Source organism: Streptomyces argenteolus (assembly GCF_042902585.1).
Taxonomy (GTDB): domain Bacteria; phylum Actinomycetota; class Actinomycetes; order Streptomycetales; family Streptomycetaceae; genus Streptomyces; species Streptomyces argenteolus.
The window spans coordinates 404333-428719 of record NZ_JBIBEG010000002.1; the positions used below are offsets into that span (position 1 = coordinate 404333).

At 72.1% G+C, this 24387-nt stretch carries 17 protein-coding genes; 9 read left to right on the forward strand and 8 right to left on the reverse strand.

Translation table 11 applies throughout. The features are described from left to right. Positions 1-37 precede the first annotated feature (37 nt). Positions 38-1201: an ROK family transcriptional regulator gene (locus ACFY8O_RS08400; protein ID WP_145801500.1), complete on the reverse strand. Its 1164-nt coding sequence runs from the start codon at positions 1199-1201 to the stop codon at positions 38-40. Between the two features lie 240 nt (positions 1202-1441). After that, the gene (locus ACFY8O_RS08405) at positions 1442-2509 is read right to left on the reverse strand and encodes a mechanosensitive ion channel family protein (RefSeq protein ID WP_145801501.1); all 1068 of its coding nucleotides are present in this window, start codon (positions 2507-2509) and stop codon (positions 1442-1444) included. Between the two features lie 316 nt (positions 2510-2825). Between ACFY8O_RS08405 and ACFY8O_RS08410 the strand changes: the two genes are divergently transcribed. Continuing rightward, positions 2826-3362 (forward strand): HNH endonuclease, encoded by a 537-nt coding sequence (locus ACFY8O_RS08410; RefSeq protein WP_145801502.1) that lies wholly within the window; start codon positions 2826-2828, stop codon positions 3360-3362. Between the two features lie 29 nt (positions 3363-3391). On the opposite strand, the gene ACFY8O_RS08415 is transcribed toward ACFY8O_RS08410, so the two are convergent. Further along, entirely contained in the window at positions 3392-6373 is a 2982-nt protein-coding gene (locus tag ACFY8O_RS08415; RefSeq protein ID WP_387900078.1) for a beta-N-acetylglucosaminidase domain-containing protein, read from the reverse strand. A 429-nt stretch (positions 6374-6802) separates the two neighbouring features. Between ACFY8O_RS08415 and ACFY8O_RS08420 the strand changes: the two genes are divergently transcribed. From ACFY8O_RS08420 to alc, 5 genes are all read left to right on the forward strand, one after another. Beyond that, positions 6803-7117, forward strand: coding sequence for a hypothetical protein (locus ACFY8O_RS08420; protein WP_387900080.1), 315 nt, complete (start codon positions 6803-6805; stop codon positions 7115-7117). Then, a complete protein-coding gene (malQ, locus tag ACFY8O_RS08425; RefSeq protein ID WP_145801506.1) occupies positions 7118-9295 on the forward strand; it encodes a 4-alpha-glucanotransferase in 2178 nt (725 codons plus the stop codon). A gap of 20 nt (positions 9296-9315) precedes the next feature. Further along, a complete protein-coding gene (locus ACFY8O_RS08430; RefSeq protein WP_449341822.1) occupies positions 9316-9546 on the forward strand; it encodes a hypothetical protein in 231 nt (76 codons plus the stop codon). Between the two features lie 77 nt (positions 9547-9623). Next, a complete protein-coding gene (locus tag ACFY8O_RS08435; protein ID WP_387900083.1) occupies positions 9624-10547 on the forward strand; it encodes a LysR family transcriptional regulator in 924 nt (307 codons plus the stop codon). A gap of 59 nt (positions 10548-10606) precedes the next feature. Then, entirely contained in the window at positions 10607-11752 is a 1146-nt protein-coding gene (alc, locus tag ACFY8O_RS08440) for an allantoicase (RefSeq protein WP_387900085.1), read from the forward strand. A gap of 231 nt (positions 11753-11983) precedes the next feature. On the opposite strand, the gene pepN (ACFY8O_RS08445) is transcribed toward alc, so the two are convergent. Next, on the reverse strand, positions 11984-14560 hold the full coding sequence (pepN, locus tag ACFY8O_RS08445; RefSeq protein ID WP_387900086.1) for an aminopeptidase N: 2577 nt from the start codon (positions 14558-14560) through the stop codon (positions 11984-11986). Positions 14561-14673: 113 nt separating this feature from the next. Between pepN (ACFY8O_RS08445) and ACFY8O_RS08450 the strand changes: the two genes are divergently transcribed. Genes ACFY8O_RS08450 through ACFY8O_RS08460 form a run of 3 tightly spaced genes read left to right on the forward strand, consistent with a single transcriptional unit; the run spans position 14674 to position 15795 of the window. Further along, a complete protein-coding gene (locus tag ACFY8O_RS08450) occupies positions 14674-15186 on the forward strand; it encodes a DUF1203 domain-containing protein (protein WP_387900088.1) in 513 nt (170 codons plus the stop codon). Positions 15187-15230: 44 nt separating this feature from the next. Further along, complete coding sequence (locus ACFY8O_RS08455; protein WP_145801513.1) at positions 15231-15455, forward strand: ribbon-helix-helix domain-containing protein; 225 nt, start codon at positions 15231-15233, stop codon at positions 15453-15455. Continuing rightward, entirely contained in the window at positions 15448-15795 is a 348-nt protein-coding gene (locus ACFY8O_RS08460) for a type II toxin-antitoxin system PemK/MazF family toxin (protein ID WP_145801514.1), read from the forward strand. The genes ACFY8O_RS08455 and ACFY8O_RS08460 overlap by 8 nt, the downstream gene beginning before the upstream one ends. Before the next feature lie 60 nt (positions 15796-15855). Here ACFY8O_RS08460 and ACFY8O_RS08465 read toward each other — a convergent pair whose 3' ends face one another. From ACFY8O_RS08465 to pepN (ACFY8O_RS08480), 4 genes are all read right to left on the reverse strand, one after another. After that, the gene (locus ACFY8O_RS08465; protein WP_387900091.1) at positions 15856-16884 is read right to left on the reverse strand and encodes an aspartate-semialdehyde dehydrogenase; all 1029 of its coding nucleotides are present in this window, start codon (positions 16882-16884) and stop codon (positions 15856-15858) included. 184 nt (positions 16885-17068) lie between these two features. Further along, the gene (locus ACFY8O_RS08470) at positions 17069-20377 is read right to left on the reverse strand and encodes a S8 family serine peptidase (RefSeq protein WP_387900093.1); all 3309 of its coding nucleotides are present in this window, start codon (positions 20375-20377) and stop codon (positions 17069-17071) included. A gap of 143 nt (positions 20378-20520) precedes the next feature. Next, positions 20521-21528, reverse strand: a complete 1008-nt coding sequence (locus ACFY8O_RS08475) for a hypothetical protein (protein ID WP_387900094.1) — start codon at positions 21526-21528, stop codon at positions 20521-20523. A gap of 171 nt (positions 21529-21699) precedes the next feature. Next, positions 21700-24291, reverse strand: coding sequence for an aminopeptidase N (gene pepN, locus ACFY8O_RS08480; RefSeq protein ID WP_387900096.1), 2592 nt, complete (start codon positions 24289-24291; stop codon positions 21700-21702). Positions 24292-24387: the final 96 nt, after the last annotated feature.

The window sequence follows — 24387 nt, forward strand, 5'->3', positions numbered from 1 at the left end:
GAGTGGAAGGAAGGGGGAGGAGTGGGGGACCGAAGGGTCAGCGCGAGGTGTCGAACACTTCGTCGCGGGTGTCGGCGAGGGCGCGTTCCAGGGCGCCCCTCAGCACCGGGTGCCGGTCGATCGCGCCGAGGGCGAGGCGCGGCCTGGAGGCCGCGAGCTCGGCCAGCTCGGCGCGGACCAGGGACCGCAGGAGCTCCCCGCCCGAGGAGATCAGCCCGCCCGAGAGGACGATCAGCCCCGGGTCGAGCACCGCGGTGACGGAGGCGAGCCCGGTGGCCAGGCGCTGGGCGTACTGCCGCAGCAGTTCGGTGAGTGCGGGGTCCTCCCCGTACGCGGCGGCGGCCCGCGCCAGCAGTCCGGCGGCGACCTCCGCGTAGGGCTGGTGCGGGGTCTCGATGCCGAGCGCGGTGGCGAGCCGGGGCACCGCCTGGGCGCCGGCCAGCTCCTGGAAACCGCCCGCGTTCGCCTTGACCACCTGGCGCACCAGCGGGGTGCCGGGTACCGGCAGGAAGCCGACCTCACCCGCGCCGCCGGTGAAGCCGCGGTGCAGTCTGCCGTTGATGACGAGGGCGGCGCCGAGGCCCTCCTCGTTCCACAGCAGGACGAAGTCCTCGTGCCCCCGGGCCGCTCCGAGCCGCTGCTCCGCCACCGCGACCAGGTTCACGTCGTTCTCGTACTCCACGGGCATCGGCAGACAGGCCGCCAGCTCGTCCAGCAGGGTGGGGGAGTGCCACCCGGGCAGGTGGGAGGCGTAGCGCAGCCGTCCCGTCCCGGGGTCGAAGGCGCCCGGGGTGCCGATGACGACCCGGTGCACGTCCGCGCGGGCGAGCCCGGCCTCCTTGATCGCGCCGTCCAGGGCGTCCGTCACCTGCCGCACGGCACTGTCGGCGCGCCGCCCGGCGGTGGACAGCTCGAACTCGCCGACGGTCCCACCCGTCACGTCGGCGACGGCGGCGACGATCCGGTGGGCGGTCACATCGAGCCCTGCCACGTACGCCGCCCGGGCATCCACCGCGTACAGCTGGGCGTTGGGTCCGGGCCGACCCTCGCTCGTGCCCGTGGCGACGACCAGCCCGGCGGCTTCCAGGCGGGCCAAGAGCTGGGAGGCGGTCGGCTTCGACAGCCCCGTCAGCTTCCCGATCTTCGTACGGGTGAGAGGGCCGTGCTCCAGCAGCAGATCCAGGGCCGCGCGGTCGTTCATGGCGCGAAGGACACGCGGAGTGCCGGGAACGCCTGGTGTGGATCCTGCCGTCACGGAGACATCCGTTCGTCTGTTAGGAAAGTTTCCTGTTCGGTGAGAGGAAGGTAGGGCGTGGGTCGCCCACCCGTCAATGGGCAGGGCCGGGCAACTGCCGGAGTCGTGCGCCCGGGCCGCCCGGGGGACGCGGAAGGGGCGCCCCGCGGGTGTGCGGGGCGCCCCTTGCCGTGCGTGTGGCCGGTCCTACTTCGTCAGGCTGGTGGGCGGCGGTATCGGGGTCGCCGCCAGCGACTGCGGCGACGTCGTCGACGCGTACGCCGACGGGGCCGCCATGGCCGCCGTCGGGTCGGCGGTGGACTCGCCCTCGGTCAGGAGCGGTACGGCGCCGACCATCCGGATACCCGCAGCGTCCAGCGTCTGCTTGATCCGCCAGCGCAGCTCCCGCTCCACGCCCAGCGACTTGCCCGGCATGGTCTTCGCCGTCACGCGCACGGTCATCGAGTCGAGCAGCACGGCGTCCAGGCCGAGGATCTCCACCGGACCCCACAGCCGTTCCGACCAGGGCTCTTCCTTGGTCATGGTCTCGCCGGCCTCGGTGATCGCGGCCCGCACGCGGTCCAGGTCCTCCGTGGGGCGGACCGTGACGTCGACACCCGCGGTGGACCAGCCCTGGCTGAGGTTTCCGATCCGCTTCACCTCGCCGTTGCGGACGTACCAGATCTCGCCGTTGTCGCCGCGCAGCTTGGTCACCCGCAGGCCCACCTCGATGACCTCGCCGGAGGCGACCCCCGCGTCGACCGTGTCACCCACGCCGTACTGGTCCTCCAGGATCATGAAGACGCCGGAGAGGAAGTCGGTGACCAGGTTGCGCGCACCGAAGCCCAGCGCCACACCGGCGACCCCCGCCGAGGCCAGCAGCGGGGCCAGATTGATCTGGAAGGCCCCGAGGATCATCAGGGCCGCCGTGCCGAGGATCAGGAACGAGGTGACCGAGCGGAGTACCGACCCGATGGCCTCGGAGCGCTGGCGACGGCGTTCCGCGTTGACCAGCAGGCCGCCGAGGGCCGTGCCCTCCACCGCCTGGGCGCTGCGGTTCATCCGGTCGATGAGGTTGGTGAGGGCCCGCCGGATCAGATAGCGCAGCACGATCGCTATCGCGGCGATGAGGATGATGCGCAGACCGGTGTTCAGCCAGGTGGACCAGTTCTCCTCGACCCAGCCTGCGGCGTTCCCGGCCCGCTCGGCGGCTTCGTCCAGCGAACCGGCCGCCCCGGGGGATGGAGCCGCGGCCAACAGGGCGGACAGGGACACGACGGGGACCTCCAGATGGGACGACAGCAGACCAACCACAGTAACGAAGCGGGAGGAGTGGTTCGTTGCCGCGGAGGAGGGAGAGACACGTCTCACCCGCGGATGCGGAGGGTGTGACTCCGTGCCGCCGGGCCCCGGTGGGCCGCCTGGGGCGGCCGTTCCTGGGCCTCCGGGCGGCGGCCACGGGTGCCCGTGAGAAAAATCCTTCCGGCCCGTTACCCGCACGTGGTGGCGCTCGGACCAGGCATGAGGAGAGACTGAGATCGGATCGTCCCGGCGCGAGCCACGCGCCGCCGGCGTACAAGGAGGCATCCACGTGCCGCACGTCCTGGTTCTCAACGCGTCGTACGAGCCGCTCGGCGTCGTACCGCTCCGCCGCGCACTCGTCCTCGTCCTCGAGAACAAGGCCATCTGCCTCGAGGAGTCCGGTGCCTTCATGCACAGCGCGACCCGTGCTCTGCCGGCGCCCAGTGTCATCCGTCTCAAGCGCTTCGTGCGGGTTCCCTACCGAGGGCCCGTGCCCCTCACCCGCCGCGCCCTCTTCGCGAGGGACGGCGGGCGCTGCATGTACTGCGGGGCCGCCGCGACCAGCGTCGACCACGTCATTCCGCGCAGCCGTGGGGGGCAGCACGCCTGGGACAACGTGGTGGCGGCCTGCCGCCGGTGCAACCACGTCAAGGCCGACCGTCACCTGCCCGAGCTGGGCTGGCGGCTGCGCCACCAGCCGGCACCGCCCAGCGGCCTCGCCTGGCGGATCATCGGGACGGGGCACAGGGACCCGCGCTGGCTGCCCTACCTGCAGCCGTTCGGCGCGGACGACGTGATGGCCCGGATCGATGGCGTCTCCGCCTGAGAGACCGGGCCGTCCGCGTTCCGGGCCCCTCAGTCCCCGACCGCGTACGCCTCCACCGACCACAGCGAGTAGCCGTACTCCGTGGCGCGGCCGTCGCCCTGGATCCGGATGAAGCGGGTGTCCTTCGCGTCCATCCGGACCGCCTCGCGCCCGCCACGGCCCTCCCGGACCGTCGCGGCCGTACGCCAGGTGCGGCCGTCGGCCGAGACCTGGACGCGGTAGCGGGAGGCGTAGGCGTCCTGCCAGCGCAGCACGACCTGTCCCAGCCGGACCGGTGCGGGCAGCTCGGCCTGCCACCAGGCGCCGTCCTCGACGGGTGAGGACCAGCGGGTCTCCGGGTCGCCGTCCGAGGCCGCGGACGCCGGGAAGTCCGGGGTCTCGTCGCCGGACGAGGACGCCCGGGCCGTACGGAGCAGATCGGGGCCCGAGGTGGGCGGGAAGGCCCGCACGGTCAGCGTGCTCTCCTCGCCGCCGAAGCTCAGCGGCACCTCGTACTCGCCCGCCGGGGTGTCCGCCGGCACGGTGATGTCCACCGGGACGTCCGCGCGCGAGCCGCGCGCCACCGTGGTCTGCTTCGGCACCTCGACCTCGATGCCCTTGGGCGCCTTCGCCCGCAGCCTGCCCTTGACCTCGGTGGGGCGCCCCCCGTCCAGCCGTGCCTCGACCCGCTGCGTGCCGCCGCCGATCACGGCGTCCGTCCGGTCGCGTACGAGGGCGAGCCGGGCGGCCGGCTCGTCACCGAACCACGGCACCAGAGCCCGCACCGACAGGAGGGCCCGGCCCGGAGGCGTGCCCGTGACCCCCGGGGCCAGAGGGCCCACCAGGACCGGGCGGGCGGACGGGGCCGTGACCCGGAGAGCGTCCGCCCGCAGTCCCTTCACCGCGGTGTGCGTCCAGCCCTGCGCCGCCAGGGGGCCGAGACGGCGCCAGCCCTCGCCCGGCACATGGGCCTCCAGGACCGCGTCCTTCGCCCCCTCGCCCGGCCGCGCGAGCGTGGTCACGGCCTCCAGGGGGCGGGCCCGGTCGAGCCTGAGCGTGTAGCCGTGGGCGTCCCGGACCGCCCTCCCCGCGTCGCGGTCGGTGCCGTTCCAGGCGTCCGCCTCCTTCCGGACCCGGTCCAGGAAGGGGTCGAGGACACCCTTGCCGACCGTGGCACCGGCCGCCGCGATCTCCTCACGCAGGGGTTCCAGGGCCAGCAGCGCCTGCCAGGCGGCGGCCCCGTCGCCCCGCTCCTGCGCCCGCAGCAGATCGACGGCGAGTTCACCCGCCCGGCCGTACCGGGCCAGCTGCGCCGTCCACGGCCGGACCTCGTCGTCCAGCCGCCCGTCCGCGGTGGTCTTCAGCCGTTCGGGTGTCTGGCGCATCACCCCGAAGGCCGCCCGCAGCTCACGCGCCGCCCTGTCCCGGGCCGCCGCGTCCGGCTTCTCCGCGGCAGAACGGGACTCCCAGAACGCGGCCAGCAGGGGCTTCAGATACGCCGACTCGTCACCGCCCAGTACCGAGGTGGCGCTGTTGCCCGCCAGGGCTTCCAGTGCCGCCCGGGCGGAGGCGTCGCCGCCCGCGAGATCGTCCAGCGCTGCCTGCCAGGACTCCTGCGGCTGGTAGCCCTTCGGGTTCCAGGCGAAGTCGGCGGCCGTGAAGAGCGGGACGCGGGACGCCGAGGCCTGCTCCATCGCGTTGGCGAGCAGCGCCGCCGAACCGCCGGCCACCGCGGGTTCGCGGCCGGTGTAGGGACCGAGGAAGATCCGGTCCCGCGCGTAGTCGTTGACCGGGTAGTTGTCCAGGGTGACCAGGGGGTGGCGGAAGGCCGCCCGTGCGCCCGCCAGCTCGCGCCCGGTGATGGTCCTCGGCACGACCCCGACACCGGTCCAGGCCACCTGCACCCGGTCGTCCAGCTCGGTGGCGAGTGCCGTGCGGTAGTCGGTGGCGCCGTCCTGGTAGAACTCGGTCGGCATCACCGTCAGCGGTTCCGAGCCCGGGTGCCGGTCCACGAGGTGACGGGCGACGGCGCTCGCGACCCGGGCCTGGGCCCTGGCCGCCGCCTCCGGTCCGCTGCCGAACGTCTCGGCGTCCCGTTCGCAGTGCCATTCGCTGTAGCTGACGTCCTGGAACTGCAGCTGGAAGGACCTCACCCCCAGCGCCCACATCGCGTCGATCTTCCTGATCAGCGCCCGTACGTCCGCGTCCGAGGCCATGCACATCGCCTGACCCGGCGAGACGGCCCAGCCCAGCGTCACGTGCTCGGCCCGGGCCTTCGCGGCCAGCGCGCGGAAGCCGGCCCGCTCCCCGGCGGGGTACGGCTCCCGCCAGCGGCTCTGCCGGTAGGGGTCGTCCCCGGCCGCGTAGAGATAGCGGTTCTGCTTCGTGCGCCCCATGAAACCGAGCTGGGCGAGCCGCTCCTGATGGGTCCAGGGCTGCCCGTAGAACCCCTCGGCCATGCCCCGCACGGCGGTGCCCGGCCAGTCACGGATCACCGCTCCGGCCACGGTGCCCTCCCGTACGAGCTGGCGCAGGGTCTGGACGCCGTGGAACAGGCCGTCCTCGCCCACCCCGTCCAGGGCGACCACCGGCCGGCCGTCCGCCCTGCCCACCGCGAGGCGGTAGCCGCCGTCCGGCAGATCCGCGCGATCGGCCGCGCCGAGGGCCCGCAGCGCCCGGCCCGCGTCCGTGCCGCCGAGCCGGATGACCGGGCCACCGCCCGGCAGGGCCTCGTGCACCGTGCGTACGCCTGCCTCGCGCAGCAGCGCCCTGAGGGCCCGCACGGCGTACGGATCGGCGCCCGCGTCGGCGAGGAGGGTGACCTCGGAGCCCAGGGCGACGGACTGCCCGGACGCCTTCACGGACTGCGGCCGGGGCCAGACGGCCGGCAGACGCGAGGCGTCGGCACGGTCCCGGGCGGTCGCCGGGGGAGGGGCGGGGGCCGCGACCGCGGCCGGCGCGAACGGGCCGAGAAGCCCGCCGATCACCGCGACCGCCAGGGCCGTCGCGTGCCTTCTGCGACCGAGCTGCACGCCGTACTCCTTCGTCCTGACCTCGCCCGGCAGTGACGTCCGAGCCCACCACCCGGGCGCGAGCGTGTCAACGTGCGTGGTCGTGATGACAGAAATGCCCTGGATGCGAGGTTCGAGGGTGCAGGGGCCGCGCCGCGTCCGGATCGGGCCGGGCCTCCTTCGGGCAGAGCGCTCCGGCGCGGCAGGGTGCGGGTCGCGGCCCCCGGGGGCCGGGACCGGCGAGGAGGGCCTCCCGGGGCCGGGGTGGAGGAGGCGGTGCGGATGGTCGCCCGATGGCTGAAAAGCGCCCAAATCCGGCGGACGGGGGAACGGGATGTGACCCACGGCACGTTGGGCTCGTTGTCATAACGCGTATGTCACGTCCACGCCTGCTCCGGCGCCCTCTGGGTAGGCCTGCTGTGTCCTGTTGTCCACGGCCAGGAGGCCACCATGCCCGCTTCAGCGCAGCTTCTGCTCTCCGCCCTCTCCAAACAGGTGCCCGCCCTCACGGGTCCCGATCCGCTGGCAGACGGGACCGCCCCGATCACCACCGCCCCTCCGATGATCAGCGAGCTCCCGCTCGCCGACGTGTCCCGACTGGCCGGCGTGGCCAGGTTCGCCGACGCCGCCCCGCTCACCAGCGAGCCTCCGCTCGCCGACGCCACACCCCTCACGAGCGAGCCACCGCTCGCCGCCACCGCCCCTCTGACCAGCGAGCCGACAGCACCCGGCACCGCAGGGGGCATGGAGTCCCCAGGAGTCTGAATGGGCTTGTCCCGGCTCGCCGCACTGCACGGCGTCGCCACCTCCTTCTCCCCGTCCGCGGATGTCACGGTGTCCGTCCCCGACGACACGGTCACGGCCGTGCTCGCCGCCCTGGGCGTCGACGCCGGCACCCCCGCGGACGTACGGAGATCCCTCGCCGCGGCCGAATCGGCTGCGGCCTCCCGGCTGCTGCCGCCGACGGTGGTGGCCTGGTCCGGAGAGCCGCTGCCGGCCGTGCTGAGCGCACTGCCGCCCGGCACCGTCCTGACGGTCGACCCCGAACCGGGTACCACCGACGCACCCGCGCCCCTGAGGCTGCGGGTGCTGTCGGCCCCGGCCGCGAGCGCGCCCGGAAGCCCCGCCTGGTGGACCGAACCGCCGCTGGGCGTCCACCGGCTCACGGTCCGCACCCCGGACCACCGGCAGGCGACCGCCACGCTCGTCGTCGCTCCCGACCGCGTACCCCAGCCGTCCGGCCGCACGCACGGATTCCTCGTCCAGCTCTACTCGCTGCTCTCCGCCCGCTCCTGGGGCATGGGCGACCTCGCGGACCTCGCCGACCTCGCCGCCTGGTCCGGGCGGACCCTCGGCGCCGGCTTCGTCCAGGTCAACCCGCTGCACGCCGCCGTCCCCGGGAGCCCCACCGACCCCTCTCCGTACCGCCCCTCCTCCCGGCGCTTCCCCGACCCGATCCATCTGCACATCGAGTCGATCCCGGAGTACGGACACGTCGACGAGCCCGGCAGGACCGTCCTCGACGATCTGCGCCAGCAGGCCGCCGCACTGCGCGAGGCCGTCCTGAACAAGGGCGCGCTGATCGACCGTGACGCTGTCTGGGAGCTCAAGAAGCAGGCGCTGGAGATCGTCCACCAGGTCCCCCTGACCCCCGGACGCCGCGCCGCCTACTGCGACTTCCTCGCCGCACAGGGGCAGGCGCTGGAGGACCACGCCCTGTGGTGCGCCCTGGCCGAGGTGCACGGCCCTCGCTGGCGCACCTGGCCCGAGGGGCTGCGTGACCCTCGCTCCCCGCAGAGCGCCCGCGCCCGCGCCGGACTCCTGGAGCGGGTCGACTTCCACTGCCGGCTCGCCTGGCTGACCGACACCCAGCTCGCCACCGCCCAGGACGCCGCGCGCGAGGCCGGGATGTCCGTCGGGATCGTCCACGACCTCGCCGTCGGCGTCCACCCGGACGGCGCCGACACCTGGGCCCAGCAGGACGCCTTCGCGCAGGGCATGTCCGTCGGCGCACCCCCCGACGCCTTCAACGCCCACGGTCAGGACTGGGGGCTGCCGCCCTGGCGCCCCGACGCCCTGGCAGCGACCGGATACGCCCCCTACCGGCACCTGCTGCGTGGCCTCCTCGCCCACGCCGGAGCCCTGCGCATCGACCACGTCATGGGGCTCTTCCGGCTCTGGTGGGTGCCCGAGGGCCGCCCGCCCACCGAAGGCGCCTACGTCTCCCACGACGCCGAGGCGATGCTCGCCGTCCTGGTCCTGGAAGCCCACCGGGCCGGTGCCGTCGTGATAGGGGAGGACCTCGGCACCGTCGAGCCCGGCGTACGCGAGGCGCTCGCCCGGCGCGGGGTGCTCGGTACCTCCGTGCTCTGGTTCGAGCGGGACTGGGAGGGTACGGGCCGCCCGCTCGCCCCCGAGCGGTGGCGCCAGGACTGTGTGGCCACGGCGACCACCCACGACCTGCCCTCCACCGCCGCCCGGCTGACGGGCGACCATGTGACGCTCCGCCACCGCCTCGGTCTGCTCGCCCAGGGGCTGGAGCAGGAGCTCGCACAGGACGCGGCGGACACCGCGGAGTGGCTGGGCTATCTGGCCCGGCTGGGGCTGCTGCCCGAGGGTGAGGGCGACGAGGAGGCGGCCGTCCGCGCGGTCCACCGGTTCCTGCTGCGCACCCCGGCCCGGATGGTGGGCGTCTGGCTCCCGGACACCGTGGGCGACCGCCGTCCGCAGAACCTGCCCGGCACCTGGGACCAGTACCCCAACTGGCGTCTGCCCGTCGCCGACGCGGAGGGTCACCCCGTCACGCTGGAGGAGATCGCGGCCTCGCCCCGGCTCCACCGGCTCATGGAGGTCCTGACGCGCCGTCCGGACACCACGGGCGTCGCAGCCGCCCCGGAGGGCCCCAGGGCCCGTACGGCACCCCCGGACGCGCGCCCCTCGTAGGCGTTCGCTACGTTTGCACCGTGGACAAGAAGAACGCTATGCGCGCCGGCGCCGTTGCGGCCGGTACGACGCTGATGATGCTGCTCATGTCGTCCCCGGCGCTCGCGCTCACCCGCGACGACGGTGACGACCCGGGTCCGGGACTGAGCGTGCTGGAGACCCTCGGCCTCTACGTCGCCCTGCCGATCGTCCTGTTCGCGGTGATCGCCGGACTCGTGATGGTCCTCGACAAGTCCAGGAAGCAGGCCTAGGACGCTCCCCGGGTGCGCCGCCGGTACGCAGTACCGCGCGGCGCACCGGCATGTCCGGACACGGGTAAATTTCGGCCATGACCGAGTGGGACGTCAGGAAGCTTCGCATCCTGCGCACGCTGCGCGACCGGGGCACCGTCACCGCGACGGCCGAGGCGCTCCTCATGACGCCGTCCGCCGTCTCGCAGCAGCTCACCAACCTGGCCGCGCAGCTCGGCGTACCGCTGCTGGAGCCGCAGGGCCGCCGGGTCCGCCTCACCGACGCCGCGCACCTCGTGCTGCGCCACGCGGAGGCGGTCTTCGCCCAGCTGGAGCGTGCCGACGCCGATCTGGCCGGCTATCTGCGGGGCGAGGCGGGTCAGGTGCGGGTCGGCGCCTTCTCCACGGCCGTGTCCGCTCTCGTCGTACCCGCCGTCCGGCTGCTGGCCGCACAGGACCGTCCGGGACCCCAGGTGCGCGTGCGGGAGGCGGAGGCCGCGGAGGCATACGCACTGCTGTCCGCCGGGGAGGTGGATCTCGCCCTCTCCCTCGCCGCCCACGCCCCGACGGCCCGGGATCCCCGCTTCACCCTGCTCCCGCTGCTCGCCGACCCGCTCGACGTGGCCCTGCCCGCCGGGCACCCGCTCGCCGGCACGCCCGCCCTGCGCCTGGCGGACCTCTCCCGCGAAGCCTGGATCTTCGGCGGGTCCGGCCCGTGGTCGCAGATCACCACCGCCGCCTGCGAGACGGCCGGCTTCGTCCCGGAGCAGGCCCACAGCGCCGCCGGCTGGACCGCGATTCTCGCCATGGTGCGCGCGGGCATGGGCGTGGCTCTGGTGCCCCGGATGGTCTCGGCCTCCGAGCGGCCCCGCGAGGGCGTGGTGATGCGGGTCCTGGAGGCCGACCGCCCCGTCCGCCACGTGGTGGCCGCCGTGCGGCAGGGCGCGGAACGGGGCCCGGCGACCGCCCGGGTGCTCGCGGCGCTCCAGCGGGTGGCCGAGCGGTCCGTTCAGCAGAACTGAAAGAACCGTGCGGAAACTTTCGATGGACCTGACGGACGGCGCGGCAGCACAGTGGACGCATGCCCACCGACACGAAGCACACGGAGACCGGTTCCACCGACCCGCACGCCAACGACGCGGCGCCGTACGGCGGCGGTGACCCCTACGCCGACTACCGCGCGGGCGACTTCCCCTTCACCGAGCTGGTCGACCTCGCCGACCGCCGCCTGGGCGCGGGCGTGATCGCCGCCAACGACGAGTTCTTCGCCGAGCGGGAGAACCTCCTGATCCGCGAGCCCGCCGTCTTCGACCCCGAGCGTTTCGGCCACAAGGGCAAGATCATGGACGGCTGGGAGACCCGCCGTCGCCGGGGCGCGGACGCGGCCCACCCCTTCCCCGCCCCCGAGGACCACGACTGGGCGATCGTCCGGCTCGGCACCCCCGGGATCGTCCGTGGCATCGTCGTCGACACGGCACACTTCCGCGGCAACTACCCGCAGCGCGTCTCCGTCCAGGCGACGTCCGTGGACGGCGCCCCCGGGCCGCAGGAGCTCCTCGCCGACGACGTGAAGTGGGAGGAGCTGGTCCCGCCCACTCCCGTACGCGGCCACGCCGCCAACGGCTTCGAGGTCACGGGAGGCCGCCGCTACACCCACATCCGTGTCTGCCAGCACCCCGACGGCGGCATCGCCCGTCTCCGCGTCCACGGCGAGGTCGTCCCGGACCCGGCCTGGCTCGCGGCCCTGGGCACGATCGACCTGATCTCGATCCTGAACGGCGGCACGTACGAGGACGCCTCGGACCGCTTCTACTCCTCGCCGGCCCAGATCATCCTCCCCGGCACCTCCCGGAAGATGGACGACGGCTGGGAGAACCGCCGCCGCAGGGTCCGCGACACGAACGACTGGGTCCGCTTCCGGCTGCCCGCGCAGGGCGCGGTCCGCGCGGTCGAGATCGACACCGCCTACCTCAAGGGCAACGCGGCCGGCTGGATCAGCCTGCACGGCCGCGACGGCGACACCGGCGAGTGGTTCGAGATCATCCCCCGTACCAGGCTCCAGCCGGACACCCCGCACCGCTTCGTGCTGGACACCGAGGCCGTGGTCACCCACGTCCGCCTGGACGCCTACCCCGACGGCGGTGTGGCCCGGATGCGTCTGCACGGTTCGCTGACCGAGGCAGGCGCGGCCGAACTGGCCCGCCGGTACGAGGCCTCGGCCTCGTAACCCACGACCCCCGCCCGGCGGACGGCTGCGCACCGGCGCCCGTCCGCCGGGCGGTTCTCAGCCGCTCGGCGCCCCGAGGGCGCGCGGCCGGGGAGACGCACGGCAGACAGCCGGGCGGACACCGGTGAGCCACCGTGCCCTGCGCGGATTCCGGCCCGGGGCGACAGGCCGGTGGGTACGGAAGAGGGCGCCTCCCGAAGGAGACGCCCTCTCGCCGTTCGGACGAAGCCGTTACGCGGTGGCCGCCGCCGCGTCCGCCGCCTGCGCCTTCAGCGCGCGCTCCACGCCCGCCCTGGACTCCGACATCAGCCGGCGCAGTGCCGCGCTCGGCTGCGCGGACTCCAGCCAGGCGTCCGTGGCGTCCAGCGTCTCCTGCGAGACCTGGAGGGCCGGGTACAGGCCGACCGCCACCTGCTGGGCCATCTCGTGGCTGCGCGAGTCCCAGACGTCCTTGACCGCCGCGAAGTACTTCTCCGTGTACGGAGCCAGCAGTTCGCGCTGGTCGGTCTGCACGAAACCGCTGATGACCGACTCCTGGAGGGAGTTCGGCAGTTTGTCCGACTCCACGACCGACGCCCACGCCTCGGCCTTCGCCTCCTCGGAGGGCTGGGCCGCGCGCGCGGACGCCGCGTGGCGCTCGCCCGCCGCCGTCCTGTCCCGCTCGTACTCGGCGGCGATCTCCTCCTCGTCGAGCAGGCCCGTCGCCGCCAGGCGCTGCACGAACGCCCAGCGCAGCTCGGTGTCGACGGCCAGGCCCTCGATCACCTGGGTGCCGTCCAGCAGCGACTGCAGCACGTCCAGGTGCAGCGGGCTGCGGGCGGTCGCCGCGAAGGCACGGGCCCAGGCCAGCTGGTGGTCACTGGCCGGTTCCGCCGCGCGCAGGTGCGCCAGCGTCGCCTCGGTCCACTGGCTCAGACCCGACTCACGCCACTCCGGGGCGGCGTAGACGTCCAGGGCCAGCTTCACCTGGCGGTGCAGCGACTGCACCACGCCGATGTCCGTCTCCTTGCCGATCCCGGAGAGCACCAGCGCCAGGTAGTCGCGCGTCGCCAGCTCGCCGTCGCGCGTCATGTCCCAGGCCGAGGCCCAGCTCAGGGCGCGGGGCAGGGACTCGGTGAAGTCACCCAGGTGCGCGGTGACGACCCGCAGCGACTCCTCGTCGAGGCGTACCTTCGCGTACGACAGGTCGTCGTCGTTGAGCAGGACGACCGCCGGGCGCGGCGTGCCGGACGGGAACGGCACGGTGGTGCGCTCGCCGTCGACGTCCAGCTCGATCCGGTCCGTGCGGACCAGCTTGCCCGCCGCGTCGAGGTCGTAGCAGCCGATGGCGATGCGGTGCGGACGCAGCGTGGGCTCGCCCTTCGCGCCGGCGGGGAGCGCCGGAGCCTCCTGGAGCACGGTGAACGAGGTGACGTGGCCGTTCTCGTCGGTCTCGATCTCCGGGCGCAGGATGTTGATCCCGGCCGTCTCCAGCCACGCCTTGGACCAGGTCTTCAGGTCACGGCCGGAGGTCTCCTCCAGCGCGCCCAGCAGGTCCGACAGACGCGTGTTCCCGAAGGCGTGCGCCTTGAAGTAGGCCTGCACCCCCGTGAAGAACGCGTCCTTGCCGACGTACGCCACGAGCTGCTTCAGGACGGAGGCGCCCTTCGCGTACGTGATCCCGTCGAAGTTCACCAGGACGTCGTCGAGGTCCCGGATGTCCGCCATGATCGGGTGCGTCGAGGGCAGCTGGTCCTGGCGGTAGGCCCAGGTCTTCATCGAGTTCGCGAACGTGGTCCAGGAGTGGGGCCACTTCGAGCCCTCCGCGTCCGCCTGGCACGCGATGGAGGTGTAGGTGGCGAACGACTCGTTCAGCCAGAGGTCGTTCCACCACTCCATGGTGACCAGGTCGCCGAACCACATGTGGGCCAGCTCGTGGAGGATGGTCTCGGCGCGCGTCTCGTAGGCGGCGTCGGTGACCTTCGAGCGGAAGACGTACTGATCGCGGATGGTGACGGCGCCCGCGTTCTCCATCGCCCCGGCGTTGAACTCCGGGACGAAGAGCTGGTCGTACTTCGCGAAGGGGTACGCGTAGTCGAACTTCTCCTGGAACCAGTCGAAGCCCTGCCGGGTGACGGCGAAGATCTCGTCCGCGTCGAGGTACTCGGCGAGCGACGGCCGGCAGTAGATGCCGAGCGGGACGGACTGGCCGTCCTTCTCGTAGCTGCTGTGCACCGCGTGGTACGGGCCTGCGATCAGCGCCGTGATGTAGGTGGAGATGCGCGGCGTGGGCGCGAAGGACCAGACGTCGTCCTGCGGCTCGGGCGTCGGCGAGTTGGAGATCACCGTCCAGCCGGCCGGCGCTTTCACGGTGAAGCGGAAGGTCGCTTTCAGGTCGGGCTGCTCGAAGTTCGCGAACACCCGGCGCGCGTCCGGGACCTCGAACTGGGTGTAGAGGTAGGCCTGCTCGTCGACCGGGTCGACGAACCGGTGCAGGCCTTCACCGGTGTTGGTGTACGAGCAGTCGGCGACGACCTTGAGCTCGTTGGCCCCGGCCTTGAGGTGCTTCAGCGTGATCCGGGAGTCCCGGAAGACGGCGGCGATGTCCAGGTCCTTGCCGTTGAGCACGATGTCGTGCACAGCAGGGGCGACCAGGTCGATGAAGGTCTCCGCACCGGCTTCGGCGGAGTCGAAGCGCACGGTGGTGACGGACCGGTAGGTGCCGCCCTCCTGCGCGCCGGAGAGGTCGAGATCGATCTCGTACGCGTCCACGGTCAGCAGGCGCGCCCGCTCCTGTGCCTCTTCGCGGGTCAGATTCGTGCCAGGCACGCGGTCATCTCCTTCGATGTGCGAGTTTCCGGCCATCCTTCCACGTGGGGCGGGGGGAGCGCGATGTCCGTTTTCCGCCGGACCCGCCCGGGTTCCGGGGCCACCCTCGGACCATGACCACGTACACGGCACTGCCCATCGGCTCCAGCACGCTGGAAGAGCTCCGGACGGCCGACGACGCCGGACGCCCCTGCGTCCCGTACACGGCCACGGAGAGCGGCGACCCCCTGCGCTGCTGCCTGCGCGGCGCGGAGGCGGGGGAGCGGATCGCGCTCGTCTCGTACGCGCCGCTGCGGCGCTGGGCGGCCGAGACCTGGGCGCGCCCGGGCGCCTACGACGAACAGGGGCCGGTCTTCATCCACGCCGAGGAGTGCGAGGGCCCTGCGGCGGACCGGATCGGCTACCCCTTCTCCCGCGCGGGCGCCCTGCGCACGGTACGGCGCTACGACGCGGAGGGCAGGATCGTCGGCGGCCGGCTGCTGGAGATCCCCGCCGACGAGGAGCGGGGCTTCGACGCGGCGCTCGCGGAGGCCTTCGCCGATCCGGAGGTGGCGCTGGTGCACGTGCGGGCGGTGGAGTACGGGTGCTTCCACTTCGAGGTGCGACCGAACGGGGCCGGGAGGTAGTGCCACGGTAGCCATTCCTTCCTACTCGGGGTAGGATTGCGGCTATGAAGATCAGTGTGAGCTTGCCGCAGGAGGATGTCGCCTTCGTCGACGAGTACGCCGCGAAGACCGAGGCGGACTCCCGGTCGGCGGTCATACACGCCGCCATCGAGTTGCTGCGCGAGGCGGGGCTCGAAGCGGAGTACACCGAGGCCTTCGAGGAATGGGACGCGAGCGAGGACGCCGCCCTGTGGGACCGCACGGTCGGGGACGGAATCGTCGATGCGTAGAGGCGATATCCACTTGGTCGACCTGGAACCTGCCCGGGGCAGCGAGGCCAACAAGGTCAGGCCGGCCGTGATCGTGTCCAACAACGCGGCCAATCAGTCGGTCGTGTCGAACGGCCGCGGGGTGATCACGGTGGTGCCCCTGACATCGAATACCGCCCGCGTCCTCACGTTCCAGGTGTTGCTCCAGGCCGCCGGGAGCGGGCTGCCGAGGGATTCGAAGGTGCAGTGCGAGCAGGTCCGGGCTGTTTCTCCGGAGCGTGTACTCAAGCGCGTCGGGACGGTCCCGCGTCAGCGTATGCGCGACATCGATGCCGCCCTCAGACGTCACCTCGCCCTCTGAGACACGCGAAAGGGCGGCCCCCGGGCATCGGGGGCCGCCCTTTCGCCGATGAACGGGGCGTCAGCCCTTCAGCTCCGCCGCCACCAGCTCCGCGATCTGCACCGCGTTCAGCGCGGCGCCCTTGCGCAGGTTGTCGTTGGAGACGAACAGGGCGAGGCCGTGCTCGACGGTCTCGTCGACACGGATGCGGCCCACGTACGACGCGTCCTTGCCGGCCGCCTGGAGCGGGGTCGGGATCTCGGACAGCTCCACGCCCTCGGCGTCCTTCAGCAGCTCGTACGCGCGCTCGACGCTGATCGGACGGGCGAAACGGGCGTTGATCTGGAGGGAGTGGCCGGAGAAGACCGGGACCCGGACACAGGTGCCGGACACCTTGAGCTCCGGGATCTCCAGGATCTTGCGGGACTCGTTGCGGAGCTTCTGTTCTTCGTCCGTCTCGAAGGAACCGTCGTCCACGATCGAACCGGCGAGCGGCAGCACGTTGAAGGCGATCGGGCGCTTGTAGACGCCCGGCTCGGGGAAGTCGACCGCGTCGCCGTCGTGCGTCAGCTTGTCGGCGTCGGCGATGACCTTGGACGCCTGGCCGTGCAGCTCGGCGACACCGGCGACACCGGAGCCGGAGACCGCCTGGTAGGTGGCGACGATCAGCGCGTCGAGCTGCGCCTCCTGGTGCAGCGGGCGCAGCACGGGCATGGCCGCCATCGTGGTGCAGTTCGGGTTGGCGATGATGCCCTTGGGGCGGTTCCTGACCGCGTGCGCGTTGACCTCGGAGACCACCAGCGGGACCTCGGGGTCCTTGCGCCACGCGGAGGAGTTGTCGATCACGACGGCGCCCTGCGAGGCGACCTTCTCGGCCAGCGCCTTGGACGTGGCGCCGCCTGCCGAGAACAGCACGATGTCCAGCCCGGTGTAGTCCGCCGTGGAGGCGTCCTCCACGGTGATGTCCGTGCCCTCGTAGGCGAGGGTGGAGCCCGCGGAGCGCGCGGAGGCGAAGAGCCGGAGTTCGGCGACGGGGAACTTCCGCTCGGCCAGAATCCTGAGCATGACTGTGCCGACCTGACCGGTGGCGCCGACGATTCCGACCTTCACAGGAACTCCCTCACACGTACGAACGGGCACGGTTGCCGGTCCATGATGCGTATGTCCACGGCTTCTTTGTCCAATCCATTGTCCGGCAGGCGGACGCACCGCGCACAGAGCTGTGGGGCGGGAGCCCTTGAGAGCGCCCGCCCCACAGTCATGAGGTGTCGTACGGATCACACCGTGGTGGGAGCTACGGCGCGACCTTCTCGATCACGACGCTGCCGGTGCCCGCGGCCGTCCCGCGGGAGTTCACCAGCTGCACCTCGCCGAAGAACTGCCGGCCCTCGGGAGCCGCTCCGGCGACCACGACCTCGGCGCCGACCTGGGCGGACGCGCCGTTGGCCAGGTTCACGGCCTTCGACTCGTCGACCTTGATCTCGCCGAGCGACGGGGCGTAGTACACGTCCCGGTAGTCGTACTCGGTGGTCCCGGCCGGGACCGAGTAGCCGTCGATGACGACGGTGTAGGTGCCGGCGGCCGGGTTCACCAGGCTGACCGACTCCTCCGAGCCCGCCGTGGTCGACGCTCCGACCTCGGTGTCGCCCTTGTAGACGTAGAGGTCGATGTCGGCGTTGGCGTCCGAGGTGTTCCCGATGGCGATGTCCAGCTTCTCGACACCCTCACCGATGGTGACGGTCTTGGTGTACTCGCCACCCGTGGCGATCGACGGGCGCTCCACGTCGGCCGAACCCAGCGAGCCGCCCTTGAGCGCGCCCTCCAGGTCGCCCGCGTTGTTGGTGACCGTCCACTCGACCGCGGCCGGGGTGCCGATCTTCGCCTCGGGGATGGTCTGCACCGCCGGGTCGAAGGTGGCGCCGAGCAGCGAGACGTCCAGCTTGTACGGGTTGTCCAGCAGCGGCGACGTACGGCGGGACTCGACCTCGATCTCCCAGACGCCGGGCTGCGGGTCCTTGTAGGAGCGCGTGTCCGGGCGGCAGGTGTTGGTCGGGTTCTCGTAGTTCGGGTAGCAGTAGATCGTGGAGCTGTCCTCCACAGCGACGCCGTACGGGTGGATGGAGATGAACCGCGTCTGGCTGCCCGAGCGCAGGGCGCTCAGCGCGACCTCCAGGGTCTCGGAGCCCTCCGGGACGTTCAGGAAGTACGACGTGGTGCCGTTGCGCTGCACCGAGCCGGTCGTCGAGAACGCGTAGGCCGGCTTCACCAGGTCCTTGGCGACGACCACCGTGGCCAGGATCTGCTGGTCCACGCCGACGGTCTTGGCGTCGTCCGCCCGCAGGATGGCGCTGTGGACACCCGCGGTGCGGGGCTTCGCCTGCACCTTGACGGTGACCGGCTTGCCGAGGGGCAGCGAGACGGTGCTCGAACCGGTGAGGGAGAAGGTGCCGTCGTTGTTCTTCCACGACAGCTTGTGCTTCACGTCCGTGTCCGGACCCGTGGTGCGGGTGATGACGACGTCGTACGACTTCTTCTGGCCGGCCTTCAGGCCGCCCTCACGGTCGTACAGACCGGTGCCGAAGCCCGGGTCCTTCAGCGCGAAGTCGATCGCGGTGTCGACCGGCGCCTTCACGGCGTACTCGTGAGCCGGCGCACCCTTCTTCTCGATCTGCTTCCAGGCGCCGACGATGTCGATCAGGCCGGAACCCTGGGCGTGCGCGGGCACGCCGTCGATGTGGGTGGCGGTGCTGGTCAGCGCGGTCCGCAGGTCGGCCGGGGGCAGCTCGATGTGCTTCTGCTTCGCCGCGGACAGCAGGAGCGCGGTGGCGCCGGCTGCCTGCGGGGAGGACATCGAGGTGCCCTGGAGCATCGAGTAGCCGGCCGGGAGGGAGTAGCCCGCCTCCTTGACCGGGCCGCCGGGCAGCCAGGTCTGGGTGGTGTTGATGGACGCACCCGGGGCCGTCAGGATCGGCGCGAAGCCGCCGTCCTCACGCGGACCGCGCGAGGAGAAGGGCAGCATGTCGTACTTCTTGGTGACGTTGGAGCCGTAGTTGGCGGCCCAGGTCTCCTTGGAGATGGACGCGCCCACCGAGATGACGTGGTCGGCCAGGCCGGGGTCACCGATGGTGTTCACACCGGGGCCGTCGTTGCCGGCCGAGATGACCAGCTGGACGCCGTAGATGTCGATGAGCCGCTTGTAGAGCTCGGCACGGGCGTTGTTGCCGTCGTTGAGCGGCGGCAGGCCGCCGATCGACATGTTGACGACGTCGACACTGCGGTTGACGACGAGGTCGATCATGCCCTCGGTCAGCGCGATGTTGGTGCAGCCGCCGGACCACGTGCAGGCACGCGAGGAGACGATCTTCGCGCCGGGGGCGGCGCCGTTCATCTTGCCGCCGAACAGGCCGTTGGCCGCGGTGATGCCCGCGACGTGCGTGCCGTGCTCGCTCTCGATGACGCCGATGTTCACGAAGTCGGCGGTGGCGCCGGCCGCGTTGTACACGACGTTCTTGCGGGTCTCGATGACGAACGGGATGCGTTCGACGACGTCGGTCGCGGGGTTGTCCGTACCGAAGTAGCCGACCTGGTGGCCGTCCTTGTAGGGCTTGAGCGCGGTGTCGTTGCCGAAGTCCGCGTCGTTGTTCAGGTCGACCCGGGCGGTGCCGGCGACCGGGTCGTAGAGCACGGCCCAGACGTCGGTGGTGTCGCCGTCCCGGTTCAGGTCCCCGGCCATGTCGCCACCGCGGGTGGCGGCCTCGGAGAAGAGCTGGATCTTGTAGGACCCCTCCGGCGCCGAGTAGGTGCGGCCGCCGATGGTGAAGGCCGGACCGGCGACCGAGGCCGTCATCCGCAGCCAGGTGCCGTCCCCGTCGCTGACGGGGTCGGTGGCGGTCACCCAGTCGACGATCTTGCGCTCGCCGGTGGTGGTCTTCTGCAGCGCGGGGTGCCCGAGGTCGACACCGGAGTCCAGGACGCCGATGGTGATCCCGCGGCCGTCGGCCTTCGGGTGCTGCTTCACGAAGTCGACCGCGCCCGTCTCGAAGGACGGGTTGTACGGGTTCTTCGCCGGGGTGTTCCTGTCCGGCGCCGGGTAGCTGCCCGTGGCCTTCGGCTGCTTCGCTCCGGCGGCCCGGTCGCCCGCGGGCGTCGGGTCGTCGAGCTTGATCTCCTGCTCGAGATCGATGCCCTTGACGGAGGAGAGCTTCTGCGCCGCCTTGATGGTGGCCTCGGCGGTCGCGGTCGGCACGGTCGCGCGGACGTAGCCGAGCTTGTCGTAACGCTGTCCCGGCACGGACCCCTTGACGGCGTCCAGTTGCGCGGCGACCTGCTCGGTCGCCCCGGGCGTGGTGGCGACCATCATGGTGATGTTCTTCTCGCCCTTGGCCTCGGCCTTCGCCAGCACATCGGCGTCGGCCTCGCCCAGCTTGTCGCCCTTGGCGCTCGTGGCGGCGGGCTTCACCGGCGAGGCGGAAGGATCGTCGGCGGCGAAGACCGGAGCGGCACCGGAGGCGGCCAGTGTGGCCGCCAGACCGGCCGCGGCCGCGATGCGCGCCGCGCGTCTCGCCCCGGGTATGGAGCTGGGGGATTCCTTGGTCATCAGCATCCCTGATTGTGAAAGAAAGAGAGAGTCCGGAATTCGGTACCCGATGACCGCTCAGCCTTTCGTAAATGACAGGGGTTTGTGGAGAGTTGACGGGGACGAGAACGGGACATGGCGTAGATCCGCCACTGGGAGCATTGCGCCACTTACCGTGGCAACACCACCACATAGGCCGCGGGTGCACGGTCGCAGGCCGCCATCAGCGCCGTACGTACCACCACCGCCTGCTGTGCCGTCGCCTCCCGCAGCTGCTTCGGCGTCACCCGCACCAGAGCGATCCCGAGCCGCTCCAGACGCTCCCGCTCCGCGGCGAAGGTGACACCGTCCTCCCGGGGTGAACGGGCGCCCAGTTCGAGGGCGACGGCCTGCTCCGGCCAGTAGGCGTCCACCCCTCCCAGACGGCCGCCGTCCGGCAGGGACAGCTCCACGTTCCACACCGGCTCCGGCAGCCCGTGGGTGCGCACCATCTCGTACAGCCGGTTCTCCGCCACCGCCCGGCCCTCCACGAGCAGCGCGTCCACGGCGTCCACCACGTGCGCCCGGCCCAGCAGCTTGGCCGCGTTCAGTTCCCGTACGACCGGGCCCGGTTCGCAGTGTCCGCCCCGCACCGCCTCCGTCAGGAGCCTGCGCACCGTCGAGGCGTCCGTGAGTGACGCCACCGCGTCGGCGACGGCCCGTTCCACCGGGGCCAGCGGAATCCCGAACCTGTGCTGCGGCCGGGGGAGGGAAGAGGTCCGCGTCACCTGGACGAAGCGGGTGGAGCGCGGACGCCGGGTGCGCGGTACCAGTACGTCGACGCGGTGCAGCGCGATCACCGGGGGCGCGGAGGTGAAGCCGTACAGGGCCAGCGCCGCCAGCCCCGTCACCATGGCCTCCCCGTACCCGGGTCCGGCCTGGACGGGCATGGTCCGGCGGGCGGTGGCCGGGCGGCGCCCCGCGTACAGCAGTGCGCCGCGCACCCGGTCGTCGTTCGTCGGCGGTCCCGGGTGCAGCAGGTACACACCGGGGAGCAGCTGCTGCCACGGCCCTCCGGGCAGGCACCGGTCCGCGGTCTGCGCGGAGGTCACGCCCCGGGCGCGCAACTGCTCGGCGGACTGCACGCGGTGGCGCACGTCGGGGGAGGTGCGGGGGGACAGCGGGGTGTTCTGGGTCATGCCGGGGAGGTTCCCTCAGCCTCGCAGCGCGGTAACCCGTGTTACAGGTCCGTCGACATTCCAGGACGAGCCCGTCCTGAAGTACGGCAGTTCGACTGTCGAAATGGGCGGTCGAGGCAGGGATTGCACGGCGCACGCCCCGCACGGATGTGCGGGGCGCGCGCCGGAGACTCACGCCGCCGCGTCGCGCTCCTGCCCCCGCAGCGCCCGTGCCAGATCGTCCCGCGCCTCCAGGACCAGGCGCCGCAGCGCCGGTGCGGCGTCGGGGTGCGAGGTCAGCCACGCGTCCGTCGCGGCGAGGGTCGCGGGGTCGTCCTGGAGCCCCGGGAAGAGCCCCTTGACCACGTCCATGCCGATCTGGATGGAGCGTTCGGCCCACACCCGCTCGATCGCCTCGAAGTACGACGCGGTGTACGGCGCCAGCAGCTCCCGCTGCGAGGGCTGTTCGAAACCGGCGATCGTCGCCCCCACGAGGGCGTTGGACAGCTTGTCCGACTCCACGACCGCCGCCCACGCCTGTGCCTTCACCGCCGCCGAGGGGCGGGAGGCCAGGCACCGCACGTGGTGACGCTTGCCGGACGCGGTGTCGTCGCGGGCGAGTTCGGCGTCGATCCCCGCCTCGTCGGCCACACCGTGGGAGGCCAGCGGCGACAGGAACGCCCAGCGCAGCTCCTGGTCGACGTCCAGGCCGTCGACGGCCGCGGTGCCGTCGAGCAGGCCGGCCAGCAGCTGGAGGTCCGCCTCGGACTCCGCGACCGCGGCGAAGAACCTGGCCCACGTCAGCTGGTGCTGACTGCCCGGCTCCGCCTTGCGCAGCTCCGCCAGGGCGCCCTCGGCCAGTGCCCGGCCGCCCTCCTCGCGCCAGGCCGGCGCGGCGTAGTGCACCAGGGCCGACTGCGCCCAGGCGTGCAGCATCTGGAGCACGCCGATGTCCGACTCGCGCCCGGCGGAGGAGAGGACCAGGGCGACGAAGTCCCGCGCGGGCAGCAGCGCGTCACGCGTCATGTTCCAGAGGGCGGACCAGCACAGCGCACGGGCCAGCGGGTCGGTGATGTCACCGAGGTACTCGCGAAGGGTGGCCAGGGACACCTCGTCGAAGCGGACCTTGCAGTACGTGAGGTCGTCGTCGTTGACCAGGACCAGGTCGGGCTTCTCGGCCCCGGCCAGCTCCGCGACCACGCTCCGCCCGCCCGCGACATCGGTCTCGGCACGGGCGTAGCGCACCAGCTCCCCCTCGGGGGACAGCCGGTACAGGCCGACGGCGACCCGGTGGGGCCGCAGCTCCGGGTGGGACGCGGCGGCCTCCTGGGTCACGGCGAGCTCCGCGATCCGGCCGTCCTCGCCGTACGACACGACCGGCGTCAGGACGTTGACCCCCGCCGTCTGCAGCCACGCGCGCGACCAGGCCGTCATGTCGCGGCCGGAGGTCTCGGCCAGCACCGAGAGGAGGTCGCCCAGCTGCGTGTTGCCGTACGCGTGCTGCTTGAAGTAGCGCCGCGCGCCCTCCAGGAAGGCGTCCCGTCCCACATAGGCCACAAGCTGCTTCAGCACCGACGCGCCCTTGGCATACGTGATGCCGTCGAAGTTCAGCTTGGCGTCCTCCAGGTCACGGATGTCGGCCGTGATCGGGTGGGTGGACGGCAGCTGGTCGGCGCGGTAGGCCCAGGCCTTGCGGTTGTTGGCGAAGGTGATCCAGCCGTTGGTGAAGCGGGTGGCCTCCACCATCGAGAAGGTGCCCATGAAGTCGGCGAAGGACTCCTTCAGCCACAGGTCGTCCCACCACCGCATGGTCACCAGGTCGCCGAACCACATGTGCGCCATCTCGTGCAGGATGACGTTGGCGCGGCGCTCGTACGACGCCGAGGTGACCTTGCCGCGGTAGATGTACTCCTCGCGGAAGGTGACCAGCCCCGGGTTCTCCATCGCACCGAGGTTGTACTCCGGCACGAACGCCTGGTCGTACTTCCCGAAGGGGTACGGGTAGTCGAAGTGGTCGTGGAAGAAGTCCAGGCCCTGCTTGGTGATCAGGAAGACGTCGTCCGCGTCGAAGTGGCGCGCGAGCCCCTTCCGGCACATCGCGCCGAGCGGGATCTCCAGCTTCGTGCCGTCGTCGAACGTCCGCGTGTAGAGGTCGCTCACGTAGTGGTACGGCCCCGCGACGACCACCGTGATGTACGTCGAGATCGGCTTCGTCTCCGCGAAGCGGTGGACCTCGCCCTCCTGGGACTCCTCCTCGCCGTTGCTCCAGACCCGCCAGCCCTCGGGAGCCGTCACCTCGAAGCGGTAGGGGGCCTTGAGGTCGGGCTGCTCGAAGTTGGCGAAGACGCGGCGCGCGTCGGCCGGTTCGTACTGCGTGTAGAGGTAGACCTCGCCGTCCTCCGGGTCGACGAAGCGGTGCATGCCCTCGCCGGTGCGGCTGTACGCGCACCGCGCGTCGACCACCAGGACGTTCTCGCCGCCGGGCAGACCGTCCAGCGCGATCCGGGTGCCGTCGAAGACGGCCGCCGGGTCCAGGTCCTTGCCGTTCAGCGTCACGGCGTCCACGGCCGGGGCCAGCAGGTCGGCGAAGGTCGAGGCGCCGTCGCGGGCCACACGGAAGCGGATCGTGGTCCGCGAGCGGAAGGTGCGCGGGCCGGCCTCCCCGTCGCCCCCGTCGGGCTCACCGACAGCGGAACGCAGGTCGAGGGCGACCTCGTAGCCGTCGACGGTCAGCAGCTCGGCCCTCTCGCGGGCCTCGTCGCGGGACAGGTTTTCACCGGGCACGGAGCACTCCTTCGTGTCTCGTTCGAACACCTTTGATCCTCCCACGCGGCCGTCGCCGCACACGCACGGGAATGGCGGCAGGGGCCGACGGTGTTC